Raw genomic sequence first — 21,266 nt, 5'->3', positions numbered from 1 at the left:
CGCCCTGGGACGCGGCGGTCCCCGCGTGTCCCCGGGATCAGGTGCTGGCCATTGGCGGGCGCCTGCCCCGGCCGCGGAGTGTCGCAGCACTAGCCGTTGGCGAGTGCCTGTACCCGGTCCAGCGCGCCGTTGAACTTGTCGTGGTCGCCGACCGTCGGGCCGGACGACGTGTACTGCCACATGGTGTAGTAGCTCCAGCCGGCCGGCAGGGTGCCCGGGTCCGAGGCGTAACGGGCGATCCACAGCGGGTTGTTGGCGGCGAAGCCGCCGTAGTTGCCGGTGCACTCGGTCCACCAGCTCGTGGCCGTGTAGATCACGGCGTCCCGGCCCGTGCGGGCCTTGTAGGTGTTCAGGAAGTCGGCGATCCAGTTGACCATCGCGCTCGCCGACAGGCCGTAGCAGGAGGCCCCGTACGGGTTCCACTCGATGTCGAGGGCGCCCGGCAGGGTCTTGCCGTCACGGGACCAGCCGCCGCCGTGGTCGACGAAGTAGTTGGCCTGGACGGCCCCGCTGGTGGTGTCCGGAGTCGCGAAGTGGTACCCGCCGCGGATCATGCCGACGTTGTAGGAGCCGTTGTACTGCTGGGCGAAGTAGGGGTTCGTGTAGTACGTCCCCTCGGTGGCCTTCGTGTACGCCCACTTGACGCCGCTGCTCCACAGCGTGGACCAGGCGACGTTGCCCTGGTAGCTGGCCACGTCGACGCCCTCGGTCTGGGTGGCGTCCGCACCGGCCGGCGTGCCGCCCTGGCCGTCGTGCTCCACGATGCCCATGCCCATGTAGGCGGAGCCGCGCGCGGGCACGGTGGCCGCGGCGGAAGGGAGGGTGAAGAGCAGGGAGAACGCGGTGAGCAGGATTCCCGCGACGCCGAACCGCCGTAAACGGGCCGTTCCGGATCTGTGCACGGACATGGCATGCCTCCGAAGCTCGATGGTGCTCGGTGGGGGGATACGGGTATGTCCTGATCATGGGCATATCCCGGTCGCGCTGACGAGCAGCCACGCCGACCCGCGACCCGCGGGCGACAGCAGTGGCGTGAGCATGGCAGTAAGTGCCCGATAAAGAAGCTACGCACGTAGACCGGGGCCTGGGAAGGGGGCCCGGAGTCTGCCGATGGTCTACGCCTGCGAAATACTGACGGAGCTGCGGTGATGGCGCCGGCGGGCGGAAACTTTCAGGAACGGGAAACCTTCAGGCAGGGGCTGACGTGCACGAAGACGTGAACAGCGGCGGACGTGAGGTCGTGTCCGCCGTGTCGCCGGGTGGTGCGGACCGGGAGTTCCTGTCCCTCGAACGGGAACTGACGGTGCTGATGCGGCGCGCGCGGGCCAATCAGGGCGAGATGGCCCGCGAGGTCCACCCGCACCTGGAGCCCGCCGCCTACGGGCTGCTGGTCCGCCTGGAGGAGTGCGGTCGTCAGCGCGCCACGGACCTGGCCGGGTACATCGGCGTCGGCAAGGCGACCATGTCACGTCAGCTGCACGCCCTGGAGGAACTCGGCCTCGTCGCCCGGGAACCGGACCCCGCCGACGGGCGGGCCTGGCTGGTGGCCCTCACCGACGACGGCCGCCGCCGGGTCGGCCAGGTACGCGAGGCCCGCCGCGCCCGCTACGTCAGCCAGCTCGCCCACTGGGACCGCCACGAGGTCGCCGAACTGGCCCGGCTGCTGCACGAGTTGAACGAGGTCACGGAGAAGTAGGAGAAGGAGTCCCCCGCCGGCCCGTCGACGCGTCGGCGTCGACGCGTCGGCCGGCCGCTCAGGGCTCCACGAAGACCACCGTCGCGTCGTCGTGCGTCTTGCTGCGCCGCAGGTGCGTCCGCTCCTCCTTGTCGGCCGTCTCCAGGGCCCGCACCCGGCCCACGAGCGCGCCCGCCCCCTCCTCGCGTACGAGACCGAGGCACCGCTCCCAGTCACCCGCGTGGAACTTCTCCACCCAGCGCGCCGCCCCGTCCGTCAGCGCGGCCAGCGCCCGGACCTCACCGCGCGGCACGCTGCCCGTCACGGCCCGGCCGGCCACCGAGGGATCCGCCGCCGCGGTGAAGAAGCCGCCCTCCTTGTTGCGCACGACGGCGTCGATGAGCGCGTCCGTGGCGAGCGAGGCCCGTGGCAGGCGGGCCAGCCGGTCGTCCAGGACCGGGGTGACCGAACCGTCGGGCGACTCCAGCAGCAGGACGGAGTCGGACAGCACCAGGTACTCGACCGCCTCCGATGACCAGCGGGCCAGAACGACGGTTGCCTGAGGTGTGCGCGGGTGAGAAAGGTCACAGGTCGGAGCGTGTGCCTCGGCGGTACGGAGGATTGCGCGCGAAAGAATCTCCGGCAGTGTCAGATCTGGGCAGGAAACCGTCAGTTCGGTCAGCGCACCGCCCAGCCGGGCGCTGAACCAGGACACCGCATGCGAACACCCCGTGCCGGTCCGCGGCGGTGTCACCCCGTCGAGGACGACCAGGCAACCACCCTGTCCAGAAGCGGGTAGTCCGACACTCGCGAAGTCCTCGTTGGGGCAGTCGGGACGGCCGGGCTCCGAAACAACCTCAGTGCGCATCCGGCCAGTCTGCACGAGCCCTTCACAGCGTCTGCGAAAGGGTGGCGACCATCCGGGAATCGACTAGGCGGCGCAGGTCAGACGCCTGTTTTGGGTTGAATTGGATCACTCCGGGAAGACGTGGCGGCGAATACTGCCAAAGCCCGCCGCAGACGTCCAACCGGCCCACCGCGCGGCGCCCGCGCATGCGCCGGAGGAACTTGCCCGCCAACTCCCCTCCGGGGTTCACTCCTTCGGGTGGCCGGTCGGACGATGCAGGACCACTGCCCACCGGCACTGGGAGGGTCGGGAACCGATGCAGGTCCCCCCTGCTCGAGCGGAGTCGAGAGCGCGGGGAGGGTGTACGCACCTGTCCGCGCCAGCTGACGGGGCACCACCCGGGCCCATGAGTACACGAGTACAGGAATGCGAGCACCGGTGCAGATGAAGCGGCCTCGGCGCGCAGGTAAGCAGACGGCCATGGCAGGAGACCCGGCGCAGACGCCCGGCACGCCGCCCGTCACCCCCGTCGGCAAGGGCCGTCCCACGCATGTACGCAACCGTCTGATCGCCGCCGTCGCCGTCGTGGCCGCCGCGGTGGCCGGTGCGGGCGCGCCCTCCCTGATAGCCGCCTCGGGGCAGGTGAACGACTCACAGAACCTGGTGGCACTCGCCGGGCAGACCCAGGACGCGCTCGCCCTCGCCCACTCGCTGGCCGACGAGCGCGACGAGGTCACCTCCTACGTCGCCGCCGGCCGCCCCAAGGACAAGGCGCCCTCCGAGCAGCGCAGCACCCGCGTGGACCGCCAGGTCGACGAGCTGCGCGCCGACCCCGACGTGCCCGCCTGGCTGCGCAAGGACCTCGACGGCATAGCCGCCGTGCGCCGCACCGCGCTCACCGGGAGGAGCACCGCCCTCCAGGCGCACGAGACCTACTCCGCCGCCATCACCGACCTGCACAAGCTGGCCGAGCAGCTGGCCGAACGGATGCCCGCACGGGCCGGCTCCGGCGCCCACGCGCTCGCCCAGCTCGACACCGCCGTCCAGGAGGCCGCCGCGACCCGCGGGCTGCTGCTCGCGGCGCTGAACGTGCCCTACACCACGCAGACCGTCTACAACCCCATCACCGGCCTGCCCACGCAGGCCAACACCTCCTCGGAGGCCGACACCAAGCAGCGCGACGCCCTGAGCGCCGCCGCCCAGCAGGCCCGGCTGCGCTCCGACGCCGCCCTCGCCGGCTTCCGCGGCACCGCGCCCCAGGGGGCCCGCGCGGTGTACGACTCCACGGTGAGCGGCGCCGAGGTCGACACCGCGGACAAGTACCTCGCCTCGCTCACTGGGCAGCCGACCCTCTCCGACACCGACCTGGACACCAGCGTCAAGAAGGCGGATGCCGCGCTCAGCGCCCGCGTCGACCTGATGCGCGGCGCGGAGTCCTCCCTGTACGACCACCGCACCAAGGGCCTGGCGCAGCTTCGCGACGACGACGTCACCGCGCTGGAGATCCGCATCGCCCTGCTCGGCGCCCTGCTGCTGGTCACCCTCGGCATCACCACCGCGCTCGCCCGCACCCTGACCCGGCCGCTCGCGGTGCTGCGCCTGGGCTCGGCCCGGCTGGCCGGCGCGCAGGACCCGGCCACCGAGGAACCCGTCAAGTTCACCGGTCGCAACGACGAGTTCGCCCAGGTCGTCCGCTCCGTCAATACCCTGCACGCGCAGGCCGTCGCGCTCGCCGAGCGGATCGCCACGCTGGAGGCGGACCGCAAGCACCTGGTCGGTCAGCGCCAGAAGATGGCCGACGCCCGCGAGGAGCTGCGCGCCGAACTCGCCGACTCCGCCGCCCAGCTGGAGCGGCTGCGCAGCGGCATAGGCGGCAGCTTCGTCAATCTGGCGCTGCGCACGCTCGGCCTGGTGGAGCGGCAACTCACCGTCATCGAGGGTCTGGAGGACCGGGAGGAGGACCCCGACCGTCTCTCCACCCTCTTCAAGCTCGACCATTTCGCCACGGTCATGCGCCGGCACAGCGAGAACCTTCTCGTGCTGGCCGGCTCCGAGCAGGTCCAGCAGCACGCCGGGCCGGTCCCGCTGGTCGACGTCGTACGCGCCGCGGTCAGCGAGATCGAGCGCTACGAGCGCGTCCGCATCGCCGCGCTGCCGCCGCACGCGCAGGTGGCGGGCTTCGCGGCGGACGACCTGTCCCACCTGCTGGCGGAACTCATGGAGAACGCCACCTCGTTCTCCCCGCCGGACCAGCCCGTCGAGGTCTCCGGCTGGCTCCTGGAGAACGGCGAGGTCATGCTCTCCGTCCAGGACGAGGGCATCGGCGTGCCCGAGGAGCGGCTGACCCGCCTCAACGCCCGCCTCACCGAGTTCGACCCCAAGTCGGCCTACGACAAGGAGGGCGACAAGGGCCTGGGCCTCGGCCTGTACGTCGTGGCCCGCCTCGCCCACCGGCACGGCGCGCGCGTCGAGTTGCGCGAGCAGAAGCAGGGCGGCATCGCGGCCGTCGTGGTCGTCCCGAAGTCCGTGCTGGCGGCGGCGCCCGCCTCCGCCGTCGCGGCCTCCGCCCCGGCCTCCGGAGAGGCCCCCGCGGTCAACCTGCCCGGCGCCGACGCCGAGGCCAACTCCAACGTCCTGCCCGCCCGCGCCGAGGGCATCGACCCCCTGGTCGCGCTGGCCGAGAAGGCGGTGCGCGAGGCGGAGGCGACGAACGAGGCACCGGCGGACGAGAAGTCGGCCACCGGAAAGCCGTCCACCGAGGAGCCGGCCACCGTCGAGGAGCCGGCCACCTCCGGGGGACCGGCGGCCGAGGAGCCGGCGGACGAGGAACCGCCGTCGCCGTCCGAGACGACGATGGAACTCCTGCTCCCGTCGCCCGCGGGTGAGCCGGACCCGGCGCGCCCGCACCCCGACCCCGCCGACGTCGAGCAGGCCCCCCGGGAGACCCCTGCCGGCACCGCGGCCGGGAGCGACCCGGACGAGGACGCGGCCGAGGCCTTCGCGCCCCTCCCGCGGCAGACTCGTGCGGAAGCGGACGAACCGGCCGGAGGCGGCGCCGGGACGACCCGCACCACACTGCCCCCGCAGCAGAACACCCCCGCCGACGGCGAAGCCGAGGCGGAACACCACCGCACCCCCGACGCGTCGGAGGACGAGGTCACCGCCAAGGGCCTGCCCAAGCGCACCCCGAGGATCGCCACCCCCGCCCCGGCACCGCGCCAGCGCAGCGCTTCCGTGGACGCCGAGGCGCTCCGCCGTCGCCTGGGCGGCTTCCACCGGGGAGCACGGGAGGGCTACCGCGAGGCGGAGGCGGAGATCGCCGACCAGACCACGGGGGGCACAGTCGAGGAGGCAAGCAGTTGACCGCGCCCAGTACCTTCGGACTGAGCAGTGAGGCCCGCAACCTGCACTGGCTGCTGAGCAACCTCGTCGAGGAGGTGCCCGGCATCGAATCCGTGGCCGTGGTCTCCTCCGACGGCCTCCTGCTCCTCTCCTCGGACCCCGGTCGCATCGACGAGGCCCGCCGGCCCCGCGAAGCGCCCCGCACCGGTCCACGCGGCTCCGCCGCCGACCTCGCCACCATCGTCTCCGGCATCGGCAGCCTCACCCTCGGCGCCGCCAAGCTGATGGAGTCCGGCGAGGTCAAGCACACGATGGTCGCGATGGACGAGGGCAGCCTGTTCGTCATGTCGATCAGCGACGGGTCGCTGCTCGGCGTGCACGGCTCCGCCGAGTGCGACATGAGTGTCGTGGCGTACCACATGGCACTCTTCGTCGGCCGCGCCGGACACGTCCTGACGCCGGAACTCCGCAGCGAACTGCGCAAGTCCCTGGAAACCGACGGGAGCACCGAAGGAGCGACCCGATGAGCGGCAGTACGTCCAAGCGGCAGCTCCCGGTGCGCGGCGGCGACCGCAAGGCCGCCCGCGTCCGTCCCTACTCGCTCACCGGCGGCCGTACCCGCTTCGGCCACGTCCTCCAGGTGGAGACGTTCGTGGCCGCGCTGGAGGCCCCGGAGGAGCGCAAGGAGCTGACCAACGGCTCGCTGGCCAACCAGGGCATGCCCGAGGTGCGGGCCATCGTCGAACTGTGCCGCCGGATGCGGACGGTGGCGGAGATCTCCGCGCTGCTGACGATGCCGCTCGGCGTGGTCCGCGTGCTCCTGAGCGACCTCGCGGACCAGGGAAAGATCCGTGTGTACGGAACCGGAACCGGTCATGGCACGGGCCGGCCGGACCGCGCACTGCTGGAAAGGGTGCTGAGTGGACTCCGCCGTCTCTGACGCCGCCGTGGGCGTCTCCCCGCTCGTCGACGAGCCCGACGAGAACTTGCAGCCCTGGCAGACGGACCGCACCCGGGCCCCGGTCGCCACCAAGATAGTGGTGGCCGGCGGCTTCGGCGTCGGCAAGACCACGCTGGTCACCGCCGTCTCGGAGATCACGCCCCTGCAGACCGAGGCGCTGATGACCGAGGCGAGCGAGGGGACCGACGACCTCACCGAGACTCCGGACAAGGTGACCACCACGGTCGCCATGGACTACGGCCGGCTCACGCTCGACGACGACCTCGTGCTCTACGTGTTCGGCACGCCGGGCCAGCAGCGGTTCTGGTTCATGTGGGACGACCTGGTGCGCGGCGCGATCGGCGCCGTGGTCCTGGCCGACACCCGCCGCCTGAAGGACTGCTTCCCGGCGCTGGACTACTTCGAGAGCTGCGGGCTGCCGTACATCGTCGCCGTCAACCACTTCGAGGGCAGCGACGAGTTCGACCCGGAGGACGTGCGGGAGGCGCTGACGATCCCCGCACACATACCCATCATGATCATGGACGCGCGGCGCCGGATGTCGGCCATCGAGACCCTGCTGGCCCTCGTGGCCCACGCACTCGAGGAGACCCCCGAGTAGTACTCGCCCCCCGAGCAGTCCAGCGAGCAGTCCCGACGTCGTAGGAGGCAGCACCCGTATGCGGAAGATACTCGTCGTGGGGGCCGGTCAGTCCGGTCTCCAGCTGGCCCTCGGACTCCAGTCGCACGGGTACGAGGTCACCCTGATGTCGAACCGGACCGCGGACGAGATCCGCGCGGGCCGGGTCATGTCGACGCAGTGCATGTTCCATACGGCCCTCCAGCACGAGCGCGACCTGAAGCTGAACTTCTGGGAGTCCCAGGCCCCGAACATCGAGGGGCTCGGCGTCTCGGTCGCCGCCCCCGGCTCCTTCGACCCGGGTCCCTCGCAGCGCGCGATCGACTGGGTGGGCAGGCTCGACGGGTACGCCCAGTCGGTCGACCAGCGGGTGAAGATGGCCGGCTGGATGGAGACGTTCGCCGAGCGCGGCGGCCAACTCGTCATCCACGGCGCCGCGGTCGGCGACCTGGACTACTTCTCCCGCAGGTACGACCTCGTCCTCGTCTCGGCGGGCAAGGGCGAGCTGGTGAAGATGTTCGAGCGGGACGCCTCCCGCTCCCCGTACAGCGAGCCGCAGCGCGCGCTGGCGGTGGCGTACGTGCACGGCCTGGGCCCGCGTCCGGAGCACCCGGAGTTCGACGCGGTCCGCTGCAACCTGGTGCCCGGCGTCGGCGAGATGTTCATCATGCCGACCCACACCCTCTCCGGCCGTGCCGACATCCTGTTCTGGGAGGGCATTCCGGGCGGGCCGCTCGACGCCTTCCGCGGCATCAAGGACCCCTCCGAGCACCTCGCCCTCACACTCGACCTGATGAAGACGTTCCTGCCCTGGGAGCACGCCCGGACCGCCGGCGTCGAACTCACGGACGCGGGCGGCACGTTGGCCGGTCGTTACGCCCCGACCGTGCGCAATCCGATCGGCCGGCTGCCCGGCGGCGGGCTGGTCCTCGGCGTCGCGGACGTCGTCGTCGCCAACGACCCGATCACCGGGCAGGGCTCCAACTCGGCCTCCAAGTGCGCCGCCGCGTACCTGGCCGCCATCATCGAACACGGCGACAAGCCGTTCGACGAGGAATGGATGCGGCAGACGTTCGACCGCTACTGGGCCACCGCCCAGCACGTCACCAAGTGGACCAACGCCATGCTCGCCCCGCCGCCGGAGCACGTCCTGAACGTCCTCGGTGCGGCCGGTCAGCTCCAGCCGGTCGCCGACCGCTTCGTGAACTGCTTCGACGACCCGGCCGACCTGGAGAACTTCTTCTTCGACCCGGACAAGGCCCAGGCCTATCTCGCCGAGGTCTCCGCGGCGTCCGCCGCATAGAGGCTCGCGTCCGGCCCGGACAGGGCGCCGCGGGGGAGCTTCGGCGGCGTGTAGCGCAGCAGGGGCTCCCCGTCCGGGTCCGGCCGTACGGCGCCCAGTACCGGGTTGGACGCGACCGGTGAGACCTTGATCCTCGTGCCGGGCCGCGGGGCCTGCACCACCATCCCGTCGCCGAGGTAGAGGGCGACATGCGTCGCCGCGCGGAAGTAGACGACCAGGTCGCCGGGCCGGAGCGCGCTGAGCGGGATGTGCTGCAGCCGCGCCCACTGCTCCTGACTGGTGCGCGGGATGGACGTCCCCGCGTGCCGCCAGGCCCGCGAGGTCAGTCCCGAGCAGTCGTAGGCCTGCGGGCCCGTGGCACCCCACTGGTACGGCTTGCCGAGTTGGCGCACGGCGTAGCGCATGGCCTCGTCGCCCTCCTGGGACGGTGTGCGGGCACCGCTGAGCGCCCCGGTGCCCGGGAACCCGTGCCGCGCCGGGGGGACCCCGTTCGTCTCGGCCCGGGTGAGCGTCGCCACCTGTTCGGCGCTGAGCGAGGCCAGCAGCTTCTTCACGGCGTGGAGCCGTGCCCGGACGTCGTCCCGGGCCTGCCGCTGGCGCCGGGCGAGCGCGCCCCGGGTGTCGAGCGCCCTGCGGGCCTTGCCGGCGAGGTCGGCGGCCTTCTTCTCGTTGCCGGTGAGCCGCTTGACCGTCTCGGCCCGCTCCCGTGCCAGCTGTCCGATCAGATGCCCCTCCGCCAGCGCGGTCTGCGGGTCGGGCGCCAGCAGCAGCCGCAGGTACGGGGAGAGTCCGGTGCTGCTGCCCTGGTACTGCTGGAGGGCGAGCCGGGCCGCCTGCGCGCGGCTGTCGTCCAGGGCGCGCCGGGCGGCGTCGAGGTCGGCGTCGAGGCGCTCGGTCTCGACGCGCTGCCGCTTCAGCTGCGCGGCGGTGGCGTTGTAGGTCCTGGTGGCCTGCTCGGCCTGCCGGTAGAGCGTCTGAAGGTCCGTCAGCAGTACGGCGACGGAGCGCTGTCCGGGCTCCTGCGGCGCGGGTGCGGCCACGGCGGCCACCGGTGCGAAGGCGGCCTGCGCCGCCACCGCCGCCGTACACACCAGACGCGGCACCTTTCCTGACACGTCATCACCTCCCGTGCGGGGCGGTGTTTCCGCTCCGCACCGGGAGGATTCGACGTATGAGCCGACTTTCTGAGCCGTTGGTGCGCCGTGCGGCGCAACGAGGTCACCCGCCCGTGTCACCCGGCTTGCCACCGGGCCGGGTCTCCGGCTTGGACCACGGCCATTTCAGCCGGCCACCGCTCCTGCCTTCGGGATCGAACTCGTACTTCCACCCCTTGGGCAGCCCCAGCCGTCTGCTGTGCCCGCGCGGCACCCGACGGTAGACGAGCACGGTGGGCGGGCCGCCCGCGGCGTCCGGCACCGGGATGCGGTAGGTCTTCGGCGGGTTCCCGGTGGGCCCGACCAGTACGGGCAGGACCCGCCCGTCCATCGGGCCGCCCTCGAAGGGGGTGTCTTCGCTCTTCACGGCACCAGTGTCAGCCATCCGCCGAGGCCAGGGCGCGCCGTACCAGCTCGGCGGTCTGCGCGTCCCGGGCGGCGGTCACGGTCAGCGCCGCCGCGAACTGCTCGACCAGCCAGTCCCGCAGCTCCTCGGTGGGCGGCTGCTTGTCCTCGTCCAGCCAGATCAGGGAGGCGGCCTCCACGGCCGTGATCCACATCCGCACGGTCATGCGCAGCCGGGGGCCGGGGTCCGTGACCCCGAGATGGCTCAGGATCCGCTCGGCGGCGGCCCGGCGCACGCCGTCCACGATGGCCGTCGTCCGGGAGGTCTCCACCACGCTCCCGCCCTGGAGCAGCGCGGTGAAGCCGGCGTCGTGCTGGTCGACGAAGGCCAGGTACCGGTCCAGGGCGCGGGCGAGGCGGGGCAGCAGGGGGCCCTCCTGCGGCTCGTCGAAGCAGTACCGCAGCTCGTCGGCGGCGGACCGCAGGGCGGCCTCGTACAGCTGCTGCTTGCCGCCCGGGAAGTACCGGTACACCAGCGGGCGCGACACCCCCGCCGCCTCCGCCACGTCGTCCAGCGAGACCTCCTCGGGCGCCCGGTGCGCGAAGAGGGACAGAGCCGCGTCGAGCAACTGGGCCCGCCGCTCCTCGACGCTGAGGCGGCGGTACGCGGGAGTGGACGCGGCAGGGCTCATGACCAGCAGCGTAATCGCCCCCTCGGCCCATACCTATGCCTCGCCCCCCAAGGCCCGGCGAAGCCGACCGCCCACCCGGGACCGCCCCACTCGGGACCGCCCCGCCCGGGGCCGAACCCGCTGCCGCCGAACCCGCTGCGGCCGGACCGGTCACGGCGGACCGGGGCAGGAGCCGGGGGCGACGGGGCGTGCGGACCGAGGACGGCAGACCGGGGTGCCGGACCGGGTGTGGCGGACTGGGGGTGCCGGACCACCGGCCGCCCACGGCGGCGGGGTCTCGGGACCCGGCCCGGGTGAGGGCGCCGGCCCCGGGCGTCGGGTGGGGGCGTCGGCCCGTCCGTTGCCCCGGGCGGGCCCGTTCGGTCAGGCCAGGAGGCCCGAGGACTGCCAGAGGCGGCGGCCGACGCCGCGGAGGACGCCGATGTCGTCGAGGAAGTCCGTCAGCCGCTTCGCGCCCGTTTGCATGACCTCCCGCCGGTGCCCGCTTGCCTTCATCTGAGCCATCGCCTCCCGCTTGTCCAGGCCCACGTTCATGTACACCTCGGGGTTGACGAAGGCCACCGAGAAGACCCGGGCGAACTCGCCCGAGGTGACCCGGGTGAACTCCTGCGACCACTTCGGCGCCGTCAGCATCTGCCGGCGCAACTCCTCACGCGCGTAGCGGACATGGCGCGCCTCCTCCACGACGTGGATCCGCGTCACGCCCCGGATCAGCGGCTGCACCCGCTCGTCAGGGAACGTCAGCCGCTGCATCCAGTCCAGGACCTCCTCGCCGAGCAGGGTCGCCGTGAAGGACCCGGGGGTCGTGGAGATCGTCTTGAAGAGCCGGCCGAGGTTCTGGTGCGCCCGGCTCACCGGGTACCAGGGCGTCTCACCGCGCGCTATCACCCGCGCGAACATCTTCGAGTGCCGGCACTCGTCCTCGATCTCGGTCAGCGCGTACCGCACGTGCGCGCTCGTGGCCGCCTTGTCGTAGATGTGCCGCACGAGCAGCTGCATGAGGATGAGCTCGAACCAGATGCCGAGCGAGGCGAGCGCCGCGGCCTCGTGCCGGGAGAGCAGGATCCGCTGCTCCTCGCCCATCCGCTTCCACAACGGCGTGCCGTACAGCGACACCAGCTCCGGCGGCCAGAACCACTTGCCCTCCTCGAAGGGCGCGTCCCAGTCCAGCTCCTTGTCCGGGTCGAAGGAGTGCCTGGCGGAAGAGTCGAGCAGCCGCTCGGCCACCTGCTCCCGGTCCTTCAGCAGGCCGAGCGCGTCGCGCAGGTCCGTGAGCGCGCCGTCTTCCGTCACGGTCGTCATGGCTGTCCCACCTCGTCGTACGGGATGTGGCTGGGTCGGCTGGTTGCCCGGGGTCAGGTTCTCCGCCTCTTATGAGACTGCCTGTCAGCAAGCTCGTCAATCCCTCGCACACGACTTGTTGACTCGGCGTCTACGTGTGAACCTGCGAGGTATGCCGACCTACGACCTGTACGCCAGGGATCCGGGGGACTCGCACTGGCAGGTCCCCGCGACCGGCGCGGCTCGCTTCAGCTGGGAGTACGACAACGGCCGCGACCGCCTCCTCGCCCTCTACCAGAAGGGGAAGGACAAGCAGTGGGACGGGCAGAAGCGGATCGACTGGGACCTCGAGGTGGACCCGTACGACCCGCTCGGCACGCCCGAGGAGGCGATGACCCTCTACGGCACCCCGCACTGGGCGAAGATGACCGACCGTGACAAGGGCGAGCTGCGCCGCCACTTCGCGGCCTGGCAGTTCAGCCAGTTCCTGCACGGCGAGCAGGGCGCGATGATCTGCGCCGCGCGGATCGTGGAGTCCGCCCCCGACCTGGACGCCAAGTTCTACTCGGCGACCCAGACCATGGACGAGGCCCGGCACGCCGAGATCTACGGCCGCTTCCTGCACGAGAAGATCGGGATGCTGTACCCGATCAACGACAACCTCCAGTCCCTCCTCGGCGACACCCTCCGCGACGGCCGCTGGGACATGCCGTACCTGGGCATGCAGGTACTGATCGAGGGCCTCGCCCTGGCGGCCTTCGGCATGATCCGCGACACCACGAACAAGCCGCTGCCCCAGCAGATCCTCGCCTACGTCATGCAGGACGAGGCCCGGCACGTGGCCTTCGGCCGCATGGCTCTGCGCGACTACTACCGCCGGCTCACCGACGCCGAACTGCGCGAGCGCGAGGATTTCGTCATCGAGGGCTGCTACCTGATGCGCGACCGCCTGCGCGGCGTGGAGGTCCTGGAGAACTTCGGCATCCCCCGGGCGGAGGCCGACGCGCTCAGCGAGCGCTCCGAATTCCTCCAGCTCTTCCGGAAGTTGCTCTTCAGTCGCATCGTCCCCTGCGTCAAGGACATCGGCCTGTGGGGCAAGCGCCTCCAGCAGGCCTACGTCGACATGGGCGTCTTCGAGATGGGCGACTCCAGCCTGGACCAGCTCATGGCCCAGGACGAGGAGATCGCCGAGAGACTGGACGCGGAACGCTTCAAGGCCGAGGAACGGGAGCGGGTGGCGGAGGTGGCGGAGGCGATCGAGGAGGGTCAGCGCCCCACCGGCTGATCACCCGGCCCCTCGGGCGCCCCGCCGGTCACCGGCACCGCCCGCGGCGGCGGAAACGACGCCCGCAGGGTGAACGCGTACTCCGACGGACCGTGCGCACGGAGGTGCAGGAGCCGTTCCTCCGCCTCCGCCACCGTCGGACGGTGACCCGCCGGAACCCACCACAGCGCGGTGACCGCCTCCGTCGGCCGCTCGAAGAACTCCCTGCGGCGGGCGAGCATCTCCCGGTGCCGGCCCCGGTACATGTAGGCCGTCAGTGCGTTCGCGTCGCGCCACACCGACATGTTGACGATCAGCCACGCGTCGCCGAAGGCGGCCACGTCCGTCGCGTTGCCGGAGTCGTTCTGCAGCCGCCAGACGAAACCGTCCGCGGCGTCCGCGTCGGCGTTCACCGGGTCGAGTGCGTCCACGAAGTCCTTCAACAGCGGTGAGTCCAGAGGGGCGTTGAGGCGGGCGATGTTGACCTGGGCGAGTTCGTGCACCGATGCCGGAATCGTCATGCCGGAACCGTAGGTCGGCCTCCGCCGTTCCCGGCACCCCCGTCTCACCCAGCGGGCGGCGCGTGCAGCACCGCCTCCATCACCGCCCTGGCGATCGGCGCCGCCGTACCGCCCCCGCTGATGTCGCCCCGCCGCGCGGACGTGTCCTCCACCACGACGGCGACCGCGACCTTCGGCTCCATGTCGTCGTCGCCCTGCGCCCAGGAGACGAACCAGGCGTACGGCGTGCCGGCGTTGCCCAGGCCGTGCTGGGCGGTGCCCGTCTTGCCGCCCACCGTGGCCCCGGGGATCGCCGCGTTCCCGCCGGTGCCCTCGGTGACCACGTCGGCCATGAGCTCCCGCAGCCGCGCCGCGGTCGCCGGGCGCATCACCTGCCGCGCGGGCGGGGAACCGGCCGCGGAGATCGTGCCCCCGTTGTGGCGCGTGGTCCGCTCCACGAGGTACGGCGACCGCACCTGCCCGCCGTTCGCGACCGCCGCCGCCACCATCGCCATCTCCAGCGGAGTGGCCCGCGTGTTGTACTGCCCGATCGACGACAGCGCGAGCTGCGCCCGGTCCACCTTGGTGTCGAAGGTGCTCGGCGCGACCGAGAAGGGGATCCCCGCCTCCTTGTCGTTGAAGCCGAACCCCTCCGCCGCGGCCCGCATGCGCCGCACCCCCACGTCCACGCCCAGCTTCGCGAACACCGTGTTGCACGACCACTCGAACGCATGCCGCAGGGAGGCGTCCTCGCAGTCGTCGGCCTCGTTGTACAGCCACGTCGACGTGCCCGGCAGCAGGTACGGGTCGGGTGAGTCGGTCGGCTCGTCCAGGTCCCGCACCACGCCCGCGTCCAGCGCGGCCGCCGCGGTGACCACCTTGAACGTCGAACCCGGCGGATAGGTCTGCCGCACCGCCCGGTTCAGCATCGGCTGCTCCGGGTCCCCGTTCAGCCGCGCCCACTCCGCCGACGCCGTCGGCCCGTTCCCGGACAGCAGCGAGGGGTCGTACGAGGGCGTGGACACCAGCGCCAGGATCCGCCCCGACGTCGGCTCGATCGCCGCGACCGCACCCCTGCGTCCGCCCAGCCCCTGGAACGCGGCCCGCTGGGCGGCCGGGTCGATCGTCGTCACCACGTTGCCGCCCGGGCTCTGCCCGTCCCCGAAGCCCCTCCACAGCGCGAACCCCGCGAGCATCGGATCCGAGCCCGACAGCACCCCGTCCTCGGAGTGCTCCAGGAACGTCGTCCCGTACAGCTGCGAGGCGAAGCCGGTCACCGGCGCGTACAACGGCCCGTCCATGTAGGTCCGTTCGAAGCGCAGTTGCTCCCCGGTGTCCTTGGAGCCGGTGACCGGCCGGCCGCCGACCAGGATCTCGCCGCGCGGCTGCTGGTACCGGACGATGGCCGGGCGGCGGTTGGCCGCGTTGCCGCCGTACCTCGGGCTCTGGAACACCTGCAACCAGGCGATGTTCACCAGGAGCGCCGACAGCAGCAGCACGCAGAAGGCCTCGGCATGCCGGATGCACCGGGTCAACGGACGGCCTCCTCACGGGTCACGGGGCCACCGACCCGTCGTACTCCCGGCGCGCCACATGGCTCACCCGGATCAGCAGCGCCACGATCGCCCAGTTGGTCACGACCGACGAGCCGCCCTGCGCCAGGAACGGCATCGCCAGCCCGGTCAGCGGGATCAGGCCGGTCACCCCGCCCGCGATCACGAACACCTGGAGCGCCACGAGCGAGGCGAGCCCGATCGCGAGCAGCCGGCCGAAGGGGTCGCGCACGGCGAGGCCCGCCCGGAAGCCGCGCTGGACGAGCAGCGCGTACAGCAGGAAGACCGCGGACAGCCCGGCCAGCCCCAGTTCCTCCCCGGCGGTGGCCAGGATGAAGTCCGACTTGACGGCGAAGCCGACGAGGATCGAGTGGCCGAGGCCGAGGCCGGTCCCGGTCACGCCGCCCGCCGCGAAGGAGAACAGCGACTGGGCCACCTGCCCGGGGCCGTGACCGGCCTCGAAGGACGCGAACGGGTGCAGCCACTCCGCGAACCGGCCGCGCACGTGCGGCTCCAGCCAGCCGACGGCGACCGCACCGGCCGCCGCGAGGAGCAGCCCGACGGCGATCCAGCCGGTGCGCCCGGTGGCCACGTACAGCATGACGACGAACAGTCCGAAGAACAGCAGCGAGGTGCCGAGGTCGCGCTCCAGGACCAGGACGACGACGCTCAGCAGCCAGATCGTGACCACCGGTCCCAGCACCCGGCCGGTGGGCAGTTGCAGCCGCCACACCTGGCGGCCGGTGAACGCCAGCGCGCTGCGGTTGGCGGCCAGGTACGCGGCGAAGAACACCGCGAGGAGCACCTTCGCGAACTCGCCCGGCTGGAGGGAGAACCCGCCCAGCCGGATCCAGATGCGGGCGCCGTTGACGGCGGGGAAGAGGATCGGCAGCGTGAGCAGGGCGAGCGCGGTGGCGACACAGACGTAGGCGTAGCGCTGGAGCCACCGGTGATCGCGCAGCACGAGCACCACCAGGATGAACAGCCCCACACCCAACGTGGACCACACCAGCTGGGCGGGCGCGGCCACGTCGCCCGGTGTCTCCAGGTCGAGCCGGTAGATCAGCACCAGGCCAAGACCGTTGAGCAGGACCGCGATGGGCAGCAGCAGCGGGTCGGCGTACGGCGCGCACAGGCGCACCGCGAGGTGCGCGCCCAGCGCGAGCCCGCCGAGCCCGGCGCCGTAGCCGGCGGCGCCGGGCGGGAGGGAGCCGTTCCTGGCCAGGCCGACCGCGCAGTAGCCACACACCGACAGCAGGACGGCCAGGACGATGAGGGAGAGTTCGACGCCGCGGCGCCGGTCGAGGCGGTCGGCGGACGCGGACGGGACAGCCGCCGCCACGGGGGTTTTGACCTGGGTCATGTCATGCGGCGCGCCGAGCCCCACGCCCGGACGCCGTCCGAGAGGCCGGAGATCCGTACGAGCCTGCCCGGCCGGCTGTCCCGGGGGGTCGCGTTCGGTTGGCCGCTCCGTCCGCCGGCGGCGGCGGGTGGCGGGGTGACCGCGGAGAGGAGTGCGGCGGTGACGGCCGCCATGGCCAGTCGGATGAGGAGGGAGCGCAGGGGCATGGAGTACCTCCACCTGAGGTGGCGAAGCCCATCGAAGCCGGGCGAGCGAATCTGACTAACCGCCACATTAGGAGCGCCGCGCGCCGGGGGCCCGTCACACTGCGCCATCGGGGGGCCGACGCCTGAGGGGGCGTCACGGTGTCACCCGGCGGCGGCGGGGTTGCTCCTGAGACGGGTCACCCGGACACAGTGTCGGTCGGACCCGTGGCATCCGGCCCCATGGCGTTCGGAGCCGTGACATTCGGCCCGGTGGCCTCCGGAGCCGTGACGTGCGGCGACATGGCCTCCGGAGCCGTGACGTGCGGCGACATGGCCTCCGGAGCCGTGGCATCCGACCCCATGGCATCCGGCCCAGAAGACGCAGGAGGTGTCTGAGGGAGCGTCAGGGCCGCCACCGCCCCGCCGTCCGGCGCGTTGGCGAACTCCAGTCGGGCGCCGAGCACCTCCGCCTGCCCCAGGGCGATCGTCAGCCCGAGCCCGTGCCCGGTCGCCCCGCCCTCCGTGCGGAAGCGCTGCGGCCCGTGCGTCACGAGGTAGTCCGGGAAGCCGTCGCCGTGGTCCCGCACGGTGACCACCGGCCCGTCCACGGTCAGCACCACCGGCGGCCGGCCGTGGCTGTGCGCGTTGGTCACGAGGTTGCCCAGCACCCGCTCCAGCCGCCGCCGGTCGGTCTCCACGTACACGTCCCGTACGACCCTGACCTCGGTGTCCGTCCCGGCCGCGGCGCCCGCCGCGCCCGTCGCCCGCACCGCTCGCTCGGCCACCGAGCTCAGGTGTCCGGCGTCCAGGGCCGGCCGCTCCCGCCCGGTGTCAAGACGGGAGATCTCCAGCAGGTCCTCGGTGAGCGTGCGCAGCGCGGCCACCCGGTCGCGCACCAGTTCGGTGGGGCGGCCCGGCGGCAGCAGCTCGGCCGCCGCGTGCAGCCCGGTCAGCGGGGTGCGCAACTCGTGCGCCACGTCCGCGGTGAACCGCTGCTCGGCCAGCAGTTTGCCCTGGAGCGACGACGCCATGGAGTCCAGCGCCGCGGCGACGGCGGCCACCTCGTCGTGGGGGCGCGACGCGTCCCGAGCCAGCGGGTCGTGCACGCGCGCGTCCAGGTCGCCCGCGCTGATCCGCCGGGCCACACGGGCCGTGGCGTGCAGCCGCCGGGTCACCCGGGTCACCGCGAACGCGCCGACCAGCAGCGTCGCCCCGATCGCCAGCAACGACGACCACAGGATGGACTGGTCCAGCGCGTCTATGGTGCGGGCCTGCTGCGAGTAGTCGACCGCCACGGCCAGCGTCCGTCCCCGGTCGGCGGGCCCGGCCGCCCACATCGTGGGCCGGCCGTGGTGCACGTCGACCATCGTGCCGCGCTGTCCGCTCGCCGCCAGCCGCCGCAGCCGCTCCGGCAGGCCCTCCGGGTCGACCCCGGCACCCGGCAGCAGCGTGTCGCCGGACTCGTACGCGGTCGTGGCGTCCCTCAGCCGGGACAGGGCGAGGGCGCGCGCCTGGCCGACGGTCTGGTCGGTCACCGAGACGTGCACGAGAACGCCGAGCAGCGCGGCGAGCGCGCAGCACATCACCGTGATGAAGGCCGCGGCCTTCATCGCGAGCGCCCCCGTCCACCGGGGAAGCGCGACCCTCATCGCACGCTCGCGGGGGAGGCGGGAGCGAAGGTGGAGGGGGCGAGGGCGGAGGGGGGAACAGGGGAGGAGGGGGAGGAGGACGAGGGGGAAGGGGTGGGAGCGTCCGTGGACGGGAGCGGGGACGAGGCGAGGGGCGAGGGGGTACGCGCGTGCGTGGGCCGGTGCCGGCCGGTGCGCAGGAACTCGTCGCGCGAGAACACCATCGCCCGCTGCTCCGGGTCCCAGGACCACGTGGTGCGGTACTCGTACCCGGCGATCCCGGCCGGCGAGCGGATGATCACGGCCCGCCCGGCCAGCTCGACGCCGATCACCGCGTCGTCGTTGGCGAACACCTGGACCAGCCGGTGCTCCTCGAAGGTGTAGACGCGTACCGCGGTCTGGTTGGTCGGGTACAGCCGGAAGCCCAGCGCCATGTCGTCGTGCCCGTCCCCGGTGAGGTCCCGGTAGTACGGCCGCATGACGGGACACCGTGAGGGATCCTTTCCGCGGCCGCACTCCGCGAGCCGGGCGACCGTCTCCCGGTACGGCGCCTTGGCGCTCGTGTAGGCGTCCGGATGCGCGGCCACCTCGGCCCGAACGACGGCCACCGGGTCGACCTCGTGGATGTCGTCGCCGGGAGCGGTGACGCCCCTGACCGCCTCGATCTGTATCTCGTCGTAGGGCCAGGCGGGGCTCGCCGCCGGGCGCAGCGAGGGCCACAGCCGGGCCGGGCTGACCGCGGTCGGTGTGGGCCCCGCGCCGCGCAGCCCGCCCGCGTCGCCGCAGGCGGCGGTCGTCGCCGTCAGCAGGGCGACGAGGGCGGTGAACAGGGCGGGGCGTCTGCGGAACACGGTTCTCCGGTGGCTGGAGGCGAGCTGGGGGAGAGGTGCGGGTGACAGCCTGCTACACCCTATTCGTTTCGTATGGAAGTCCCTTTTGCCCATCGGTCTTTCGTTTCCCGCGGAGGTCTTTCGTTTCCCCCGGAAGCGCCCCGCGAAGACCCGAAGCCCCCGGCGAAACGGTTACTCGGTCAGCTCCTCCAGCAGCCGTGCCGTCGGCAGGCCCGCCCGCAGATAGTCGACGAACAATTCGTTGTGCAGCGCCCAGGGAGAGCGGCGGGCGCGGATCAGCCGGATCGCCTCGTCGGCGGAGCGCCCCTGCCGGACCAGCGCGTGCGCGACCACCAGACCCGAGCGGTTGTACCCGGAGTAGCAGCGCACCAGGACCCGGCGGTCCTGGTCCAGCGCCTCACAGGCGGCCCGGGCCAGCCGGATCACCCCCGCGAGCTGCGTCCCGTCCAGCGGCCCGTCGGGGATCGGCCACACATGGTGCTCGACACCGGGGTCGGGTCCGTGCCCCGGCAGCCTGAGCAGGGTCTGCACAAGATCGAACTCATCGCGCACGACGGCGAGTTCCAGTTGCCCGGAGCGCGTCCTGAACTCGTGCGCGCCCATCCACAGGCCGGGCACGATCTCACTCCACGGACTGTCCGGAACCGGTACGTCGGGCTGCTTCCCGCGGGTCCGCAACGGCGCCTCCCCAACTCCCCCTCCCGACCAGAGCCTGTCCTCGGGCTGCCGCCCGGCCGGCGGTGGTCGGGAGCCCGGCGACGGGCCCTCTCACGGTAGCCGGGTTCTTGCCCCGGGAGCACCCGCCTGTTCCCATGGATCGTGGGGGTGATGCTGCATGAGCGGACATCGCGGACTGCGCGTCATACCGATCTGGCGCCACGGACAGGAACGGCTGTACGTCTGCCGGCCCGACGGCAGGAACATCGCCTGGTACGACCGTGAGGCCGCCCGGGTCAACCTTGTCAGCACGGAAGAGCAGGAGGACGTGCTCCAGGCCCTGAGCCCCTTCCTCACCGGCCCGGTGGCGGTGGGCCCGCCCCCGGTGCCCACACCCGCCGAACTCGCCCGCCTGAGCCTGCACCCGGACGACGACCTCGCCCCCAACCGCCCCGGCGAGGCGCTGCTGATCGCCCTCGACCGGGAGCCCGCCCCCGCCCACCGGCTCCGCCCGGACCCGCGCCGCCGCGCCCTGACCGCCGAGCAGACGGTGGGCGAGGAACTGGACCACCTCGACGGCGCCGGCTGGCACGCCCTCCACTCCGTACCGCTGCCCGGCGGCGACCGCATCCACCACCTGGTCATCGGCCCCGGCGGCCTCTTCGCCGTCCACGCCCTGTACGCCCGCAAGCAGCGCGTCCGCATCGACGACCCGATGGTCGCCCTCGGCCGGCACGACCCCGTCCCCGTGCTGCGCGACCTCCGCGCCCGGGCCGACCGGGCCTCCCACGCCCTGACGGCCGAGGTGCGCCCCGTCCTGGTCCTGACGGACCCGGCCGCCCTCCACGTCACCGCCCCGCCCAGGGGCGTACGCGTCCTGGACCCCTCCGACCTGCGGAACCTGACCCGCCTGGGCGGCCTGCTGAAACCGGCGGACGTGGAAGCGCTCCACGCGATGGCGCGGGACCGCAGGACGTGGGAGCGGGTCTGACCGGACGCCCGGGTTCCCCCTCCGCTTTCCCCTCGCTTTCCCTTCGCTTTCCCTT

General features: G+C 72.5%; 21 protein-coding genes. 8 read left to right on the top strand and 13 right to left on the bottom strand.

The window, feature by feature from the left end; translation table 11 throughout:
- Positions 1-89: 89 nt before the first annotated feature.
- Positions 90-908 carry a lysozyme gene (locus tag ACTYVM_RS14490; RefSeq protein ID WP_445526351.1) on the bottom strand — a complete coding sequence of 273 codons (819 nt, stop codon included), beginning with the start codon at positions 906-908 and terminating at the stop codon, positions 90-92.
- 296 nt (positions 909-1,204) lie between these two features.
- Between ACTYVM_RS14490 and ACTYVM_RS14485 the strand changes: the two genes are divergently transcribed.
- The gene (locus ACTYVM_RS14485) at positions 1,205-1,696 is read left to right on the top strand and encodes a MarR family winged helix-turn-helix transcriptional regulator (RefSeq protein WP_445526350.1); all 492 of its coding nucleotides are present in this window, start codon (positions 1,205-1,207) and stop codon (positions 1,694-1,696) included.
- Between the two features lie 58 nt (positions 1,697-1,754).
- Here ACTYVM_RS14485 and ACTYVM_RS14480 read toward each other — a convergent pair whose 3' ends face one another.
- A complete protein-coding gene (locus ACTYVM_RS14480) occupies positions 1,755-2,543 on the bottom strand; it encodes a protein phosphatase 2C domain-containing protein (RefSeq protein WP_445526349.1) in 789 nt (262 codons plus the stop codon).
- Positions 2,544-2,960: 417 nt separating this feature from the next.
- Between ACTYVM_RS14480 and ACTYVM_RS14475 the strand changes: the two genes are divergently transcribed.
- From ACTYVM_RS14475 to ACTYVM_RS14455, 5 genes are read left to right on the top strand one after another with little or no spacing between them, the layout of a single operon-like run.
- Positions 2,961-5,885 carry a sensor histidine kinase gene (locus tag ACTYVM_RS14475; protein WP_445526348.1) on the top strand — a complete coding sequence of 975 codons (2,925 nt, stop codon included), beginning with the start codon at positions 2,961-2,963 and terminating at the stop codon, positions 5,883-5,885.
- Positions 5,882-6,391: a roadblock/LC7 domain-containing protein gene (locus ACTYVM_RS14470; RefSeq protein WP_445526347.1), complete on the top strand. Its 510-nt coding sequence runs from the start codon at positions 5,882-5,884 to the stop codon at positions 6,389-6,391. The genes ACTYVM_RS14475 and ACTYVM_RS14470 overlap by 4 nt, the downstream gene beginning before the upstream one ends.
- On the top strand, positions 6,388-6,804 hold the full coding sequence (locus ACTYVM_RS14465; protein WP_445526346.1) for a DUF742 domain-containing protein: 417 nt from the start codon (positions 6,388-6,390) through the stop codon (positions 6,802-6,804). Before ACTYVM_RS14470 ends, ACTYVM_RS14465 begins: the two co-directional genes overlap by 4 nt.
- Positions 6,785-7,426, top strand: a complete 642-nt coding sequence (locus ACTYVM_RS14460) for a GTP-binding protein (protein WP_445526345.1) — start codon at positions 6,785-6,787, stop codon at positions 7,424-7,426. Before ACTYVM_RS14465 ends, ACTYVM_RS14460 begins: the two co-directional genes overlap by 20 nt.
- A gap of 58 nt (positions 7,427-7,484) precedes the next feature.
- On the top strand, positions 7,485-8,747 hold the full coding sequence (locus ACTYVM_RS14455; RefSeq protein ID WP_445526344.1) for a styrene monooxygenase/indole monooxygenase family protein: 1,263 nt from the start codon (positions 7,485-7,487) through the stop codon (positions 8,745-8,747).
- Here ACTYVM_RS14455 and ACTYVM_RS14450 read toward each other — a convergent pair.
- From ACTYVM_RS14450 to ACTYVM_RS14435, 4 genes are all read right to left on the bottom strand, one after another.
- Entirely contained in the window at positions 8,711-9,862 is a 1,152-nt protein-coding gene (locus tag ACTYVM_RS14450; RefSeq protein ID WP_445526343.1) for a C40 family peptidase, read from the bottom strand. The genes ACTYVM_RS14455 and ACTYVM_RS14450 overlap by 37 nt on opposite strands.
- Positions 9,863-9,965: 103 nt before the next feature.
- Positions 9,966-10,268 (bottom strand): DUF8847 domain-containing protein, encoded by a 303-nt coding sequence (locus ACTYVM_RS14445; RefSeq protein WP_445526342.1) that lies wholly within the window; start codon positions 10,266-10,268, stop codon positions 9,966-9,968.
- Between the two features lie 10 nt (positions 10,269-10,278).
- Positions 10,279-10,938 carry a TetR/AcrR family transcriptional regulator gene (locus tag ACTYVM_RS14440; RefSeq protein WP_400029086.1) on the bottom strand — a complete coding sequence of 220 codons (660 nt, stop codon included), beginning with the start codon at positions 10,936-10,938 and terminating at the stop codon, positions 10,279-10,281.
- Positions 10,939-11,301: 363 nt separating this feature from the next.
- A complete protein-coding gene (locus ACTYVM_RS14435; RefSeq protein ID WP_445526341.1) occupies positions 11,302-12,240 on the bottom strand; it encodes an AurF N-oxygenase family protein in 939 nt (312 codons plus the stop codon).
- A 151-nt stretch (positions 12,241-12,391) separates the two neighbouring features.
- Here ACTYVM_RS14435 and ACTYVM_RS14430 point away from each other — a divergent pair, with 151 nt between their 5' ends.
- The gene (locus ACTYVM_RS14430) at positions 12,392-13,504 is read left to right on the top strand and encodes a ferritin-like domain-containing protein (RefSeq protein ID WP_445526340.1); all 1,113 of its coding nucleotides are present in this window, start codon (positions 12,392-12,394) and stop codon (positions 13,502-13,504) included.
- Here ACTYVM_RS14430 and ACTYVM_RS14425 read toward each other — a convergent pair.
- The 7 genes from ACTYVM_RS14425 to ACTYVM_RS14395 all read right to left on the bottom strand — a co-directional run bounded on the left by ACTYVM_RS14425 (position 13,486) and on the right by ACTYVM_RS14395 (position 20,241).
- Positions 13,486-14,004: a DUF3291 domain-containing protein gene (locus ACTYVM_RS14425; RefSeq protein ID WP_445526339.1), complete on the bottom strand. Its 519-nt coding sequence runs from the start codon at positions 14,002-14,004 to the stop codon at positions 13,486-13,488. The two genes, ACTYVM_RS14430 and ACTYVM_RS14425, sit on opposite strands and share 19 nt — an antisense overlap.
- Positions 14,005-14,048: 44 nt before the next feature.
- Positions 14,049-15,518 (bottom strand): peptidoglycan D,D-transpeptidase FtsI family protein, encoded by a 1,470-nt coding sequence (locus tag ACTYVM_RS14420; RefSeq protein ID WP_445526338.1) that lies wholly within the window; start codon positions 15,516-15,518, stop codon positions 14,049-14,051.
- A 19-nt stretch (positions 15,519-15,537) separates the two neighbouring features.
- The gene (locus ACTYVM_RS14415; RefSeq protein ID WP_445526337.1) at positions 15,538-16,899 is read right to left on the bottom strand and encodes an FtsW/RodA/SpoVE family cell cycle protein; all 1,362 of its coding nucleotides are present in this window, start codon (positions 16,897-16,899) and stop codon (positions 15,538-15,540) included.
- Positions 16,896-17,105: a hypothetical protein gene (locus ACTYVM_RS14410; RefSeq protein ID WP_400029092.1), complete on the bottom strand. Its 210-nt coding sequence runs from the start codon at positions 17,103-17,105 to the stop codon at positions 16,896-16,898. Before ACTYVM_RS14410 ends, ACTYVM_RS14415 begins: the two co-directional genes overlap by 4 nt.
- A 176-nt stretch (positions 17,106-17,281) precedes the next feature.
- On the bottom strand, positions 17,282-18,733 hold the full coding sequence (locus ACTYVM_RS14405) for an ATP-binding protein (protein ID WP_445526336.1): 1,452 nt from the start codon (positions 18,731-18,733) through the stop codon (positions 17,282-17,284).
- Positions 18,730-19,563, bottom strand: a complete 834-nt coding sequence (locus ACTYVM_RS14400; protein WP_445526335.1) for a hypothetical protein — start codon at positions 19,561-19,563, stop codon at positions 18,730-18,732. Before ACTYVM_RS14400 ends, ACTYVM_RS14405 begins: the two co-directional genes overlap by 4 nt.
- A gap of 171 nt (positions 19,564-19,734) precedes the next feature.
- Entirely contained in the window at positions 19,735-20,241 is a 507-nt protein-coding gene (locus ACTYVM_RS14395; protein WP_400029095.1) for a protein-tyrosine phosphatase family protein, read from the bottom strand.
- 157 nt (positions 20,242-20,398) lie between these two features.
- On the opposite strand from ACTYVM_RS14395, the gene ACTYVM_RS14390 reads away from it, so the two are divergent.
- Positions 20,399-21,211 carry a nuclease-related domain-containing protein gene (locus ACTYVM_RS14390; RefSeq protein ID WP_445526334.1) on the top strand — a complete coding sequence of 271 codons (813 nt, stop codon included), beginning with the start codon at positions 20,399-20,401 and terminating at the stop codon, positions 21,209-21,211.
- Positions 21,212-21,266: the final 55 nt, after the last annotated feature.

Source organism: Streptomyces cyslabdanicus (genome assembly GCF_052663305.1).
Note: the sequence above shows the minus strand (reverse complement) of the source record. Positions and strands in the feature narration are given on the sequence as shown.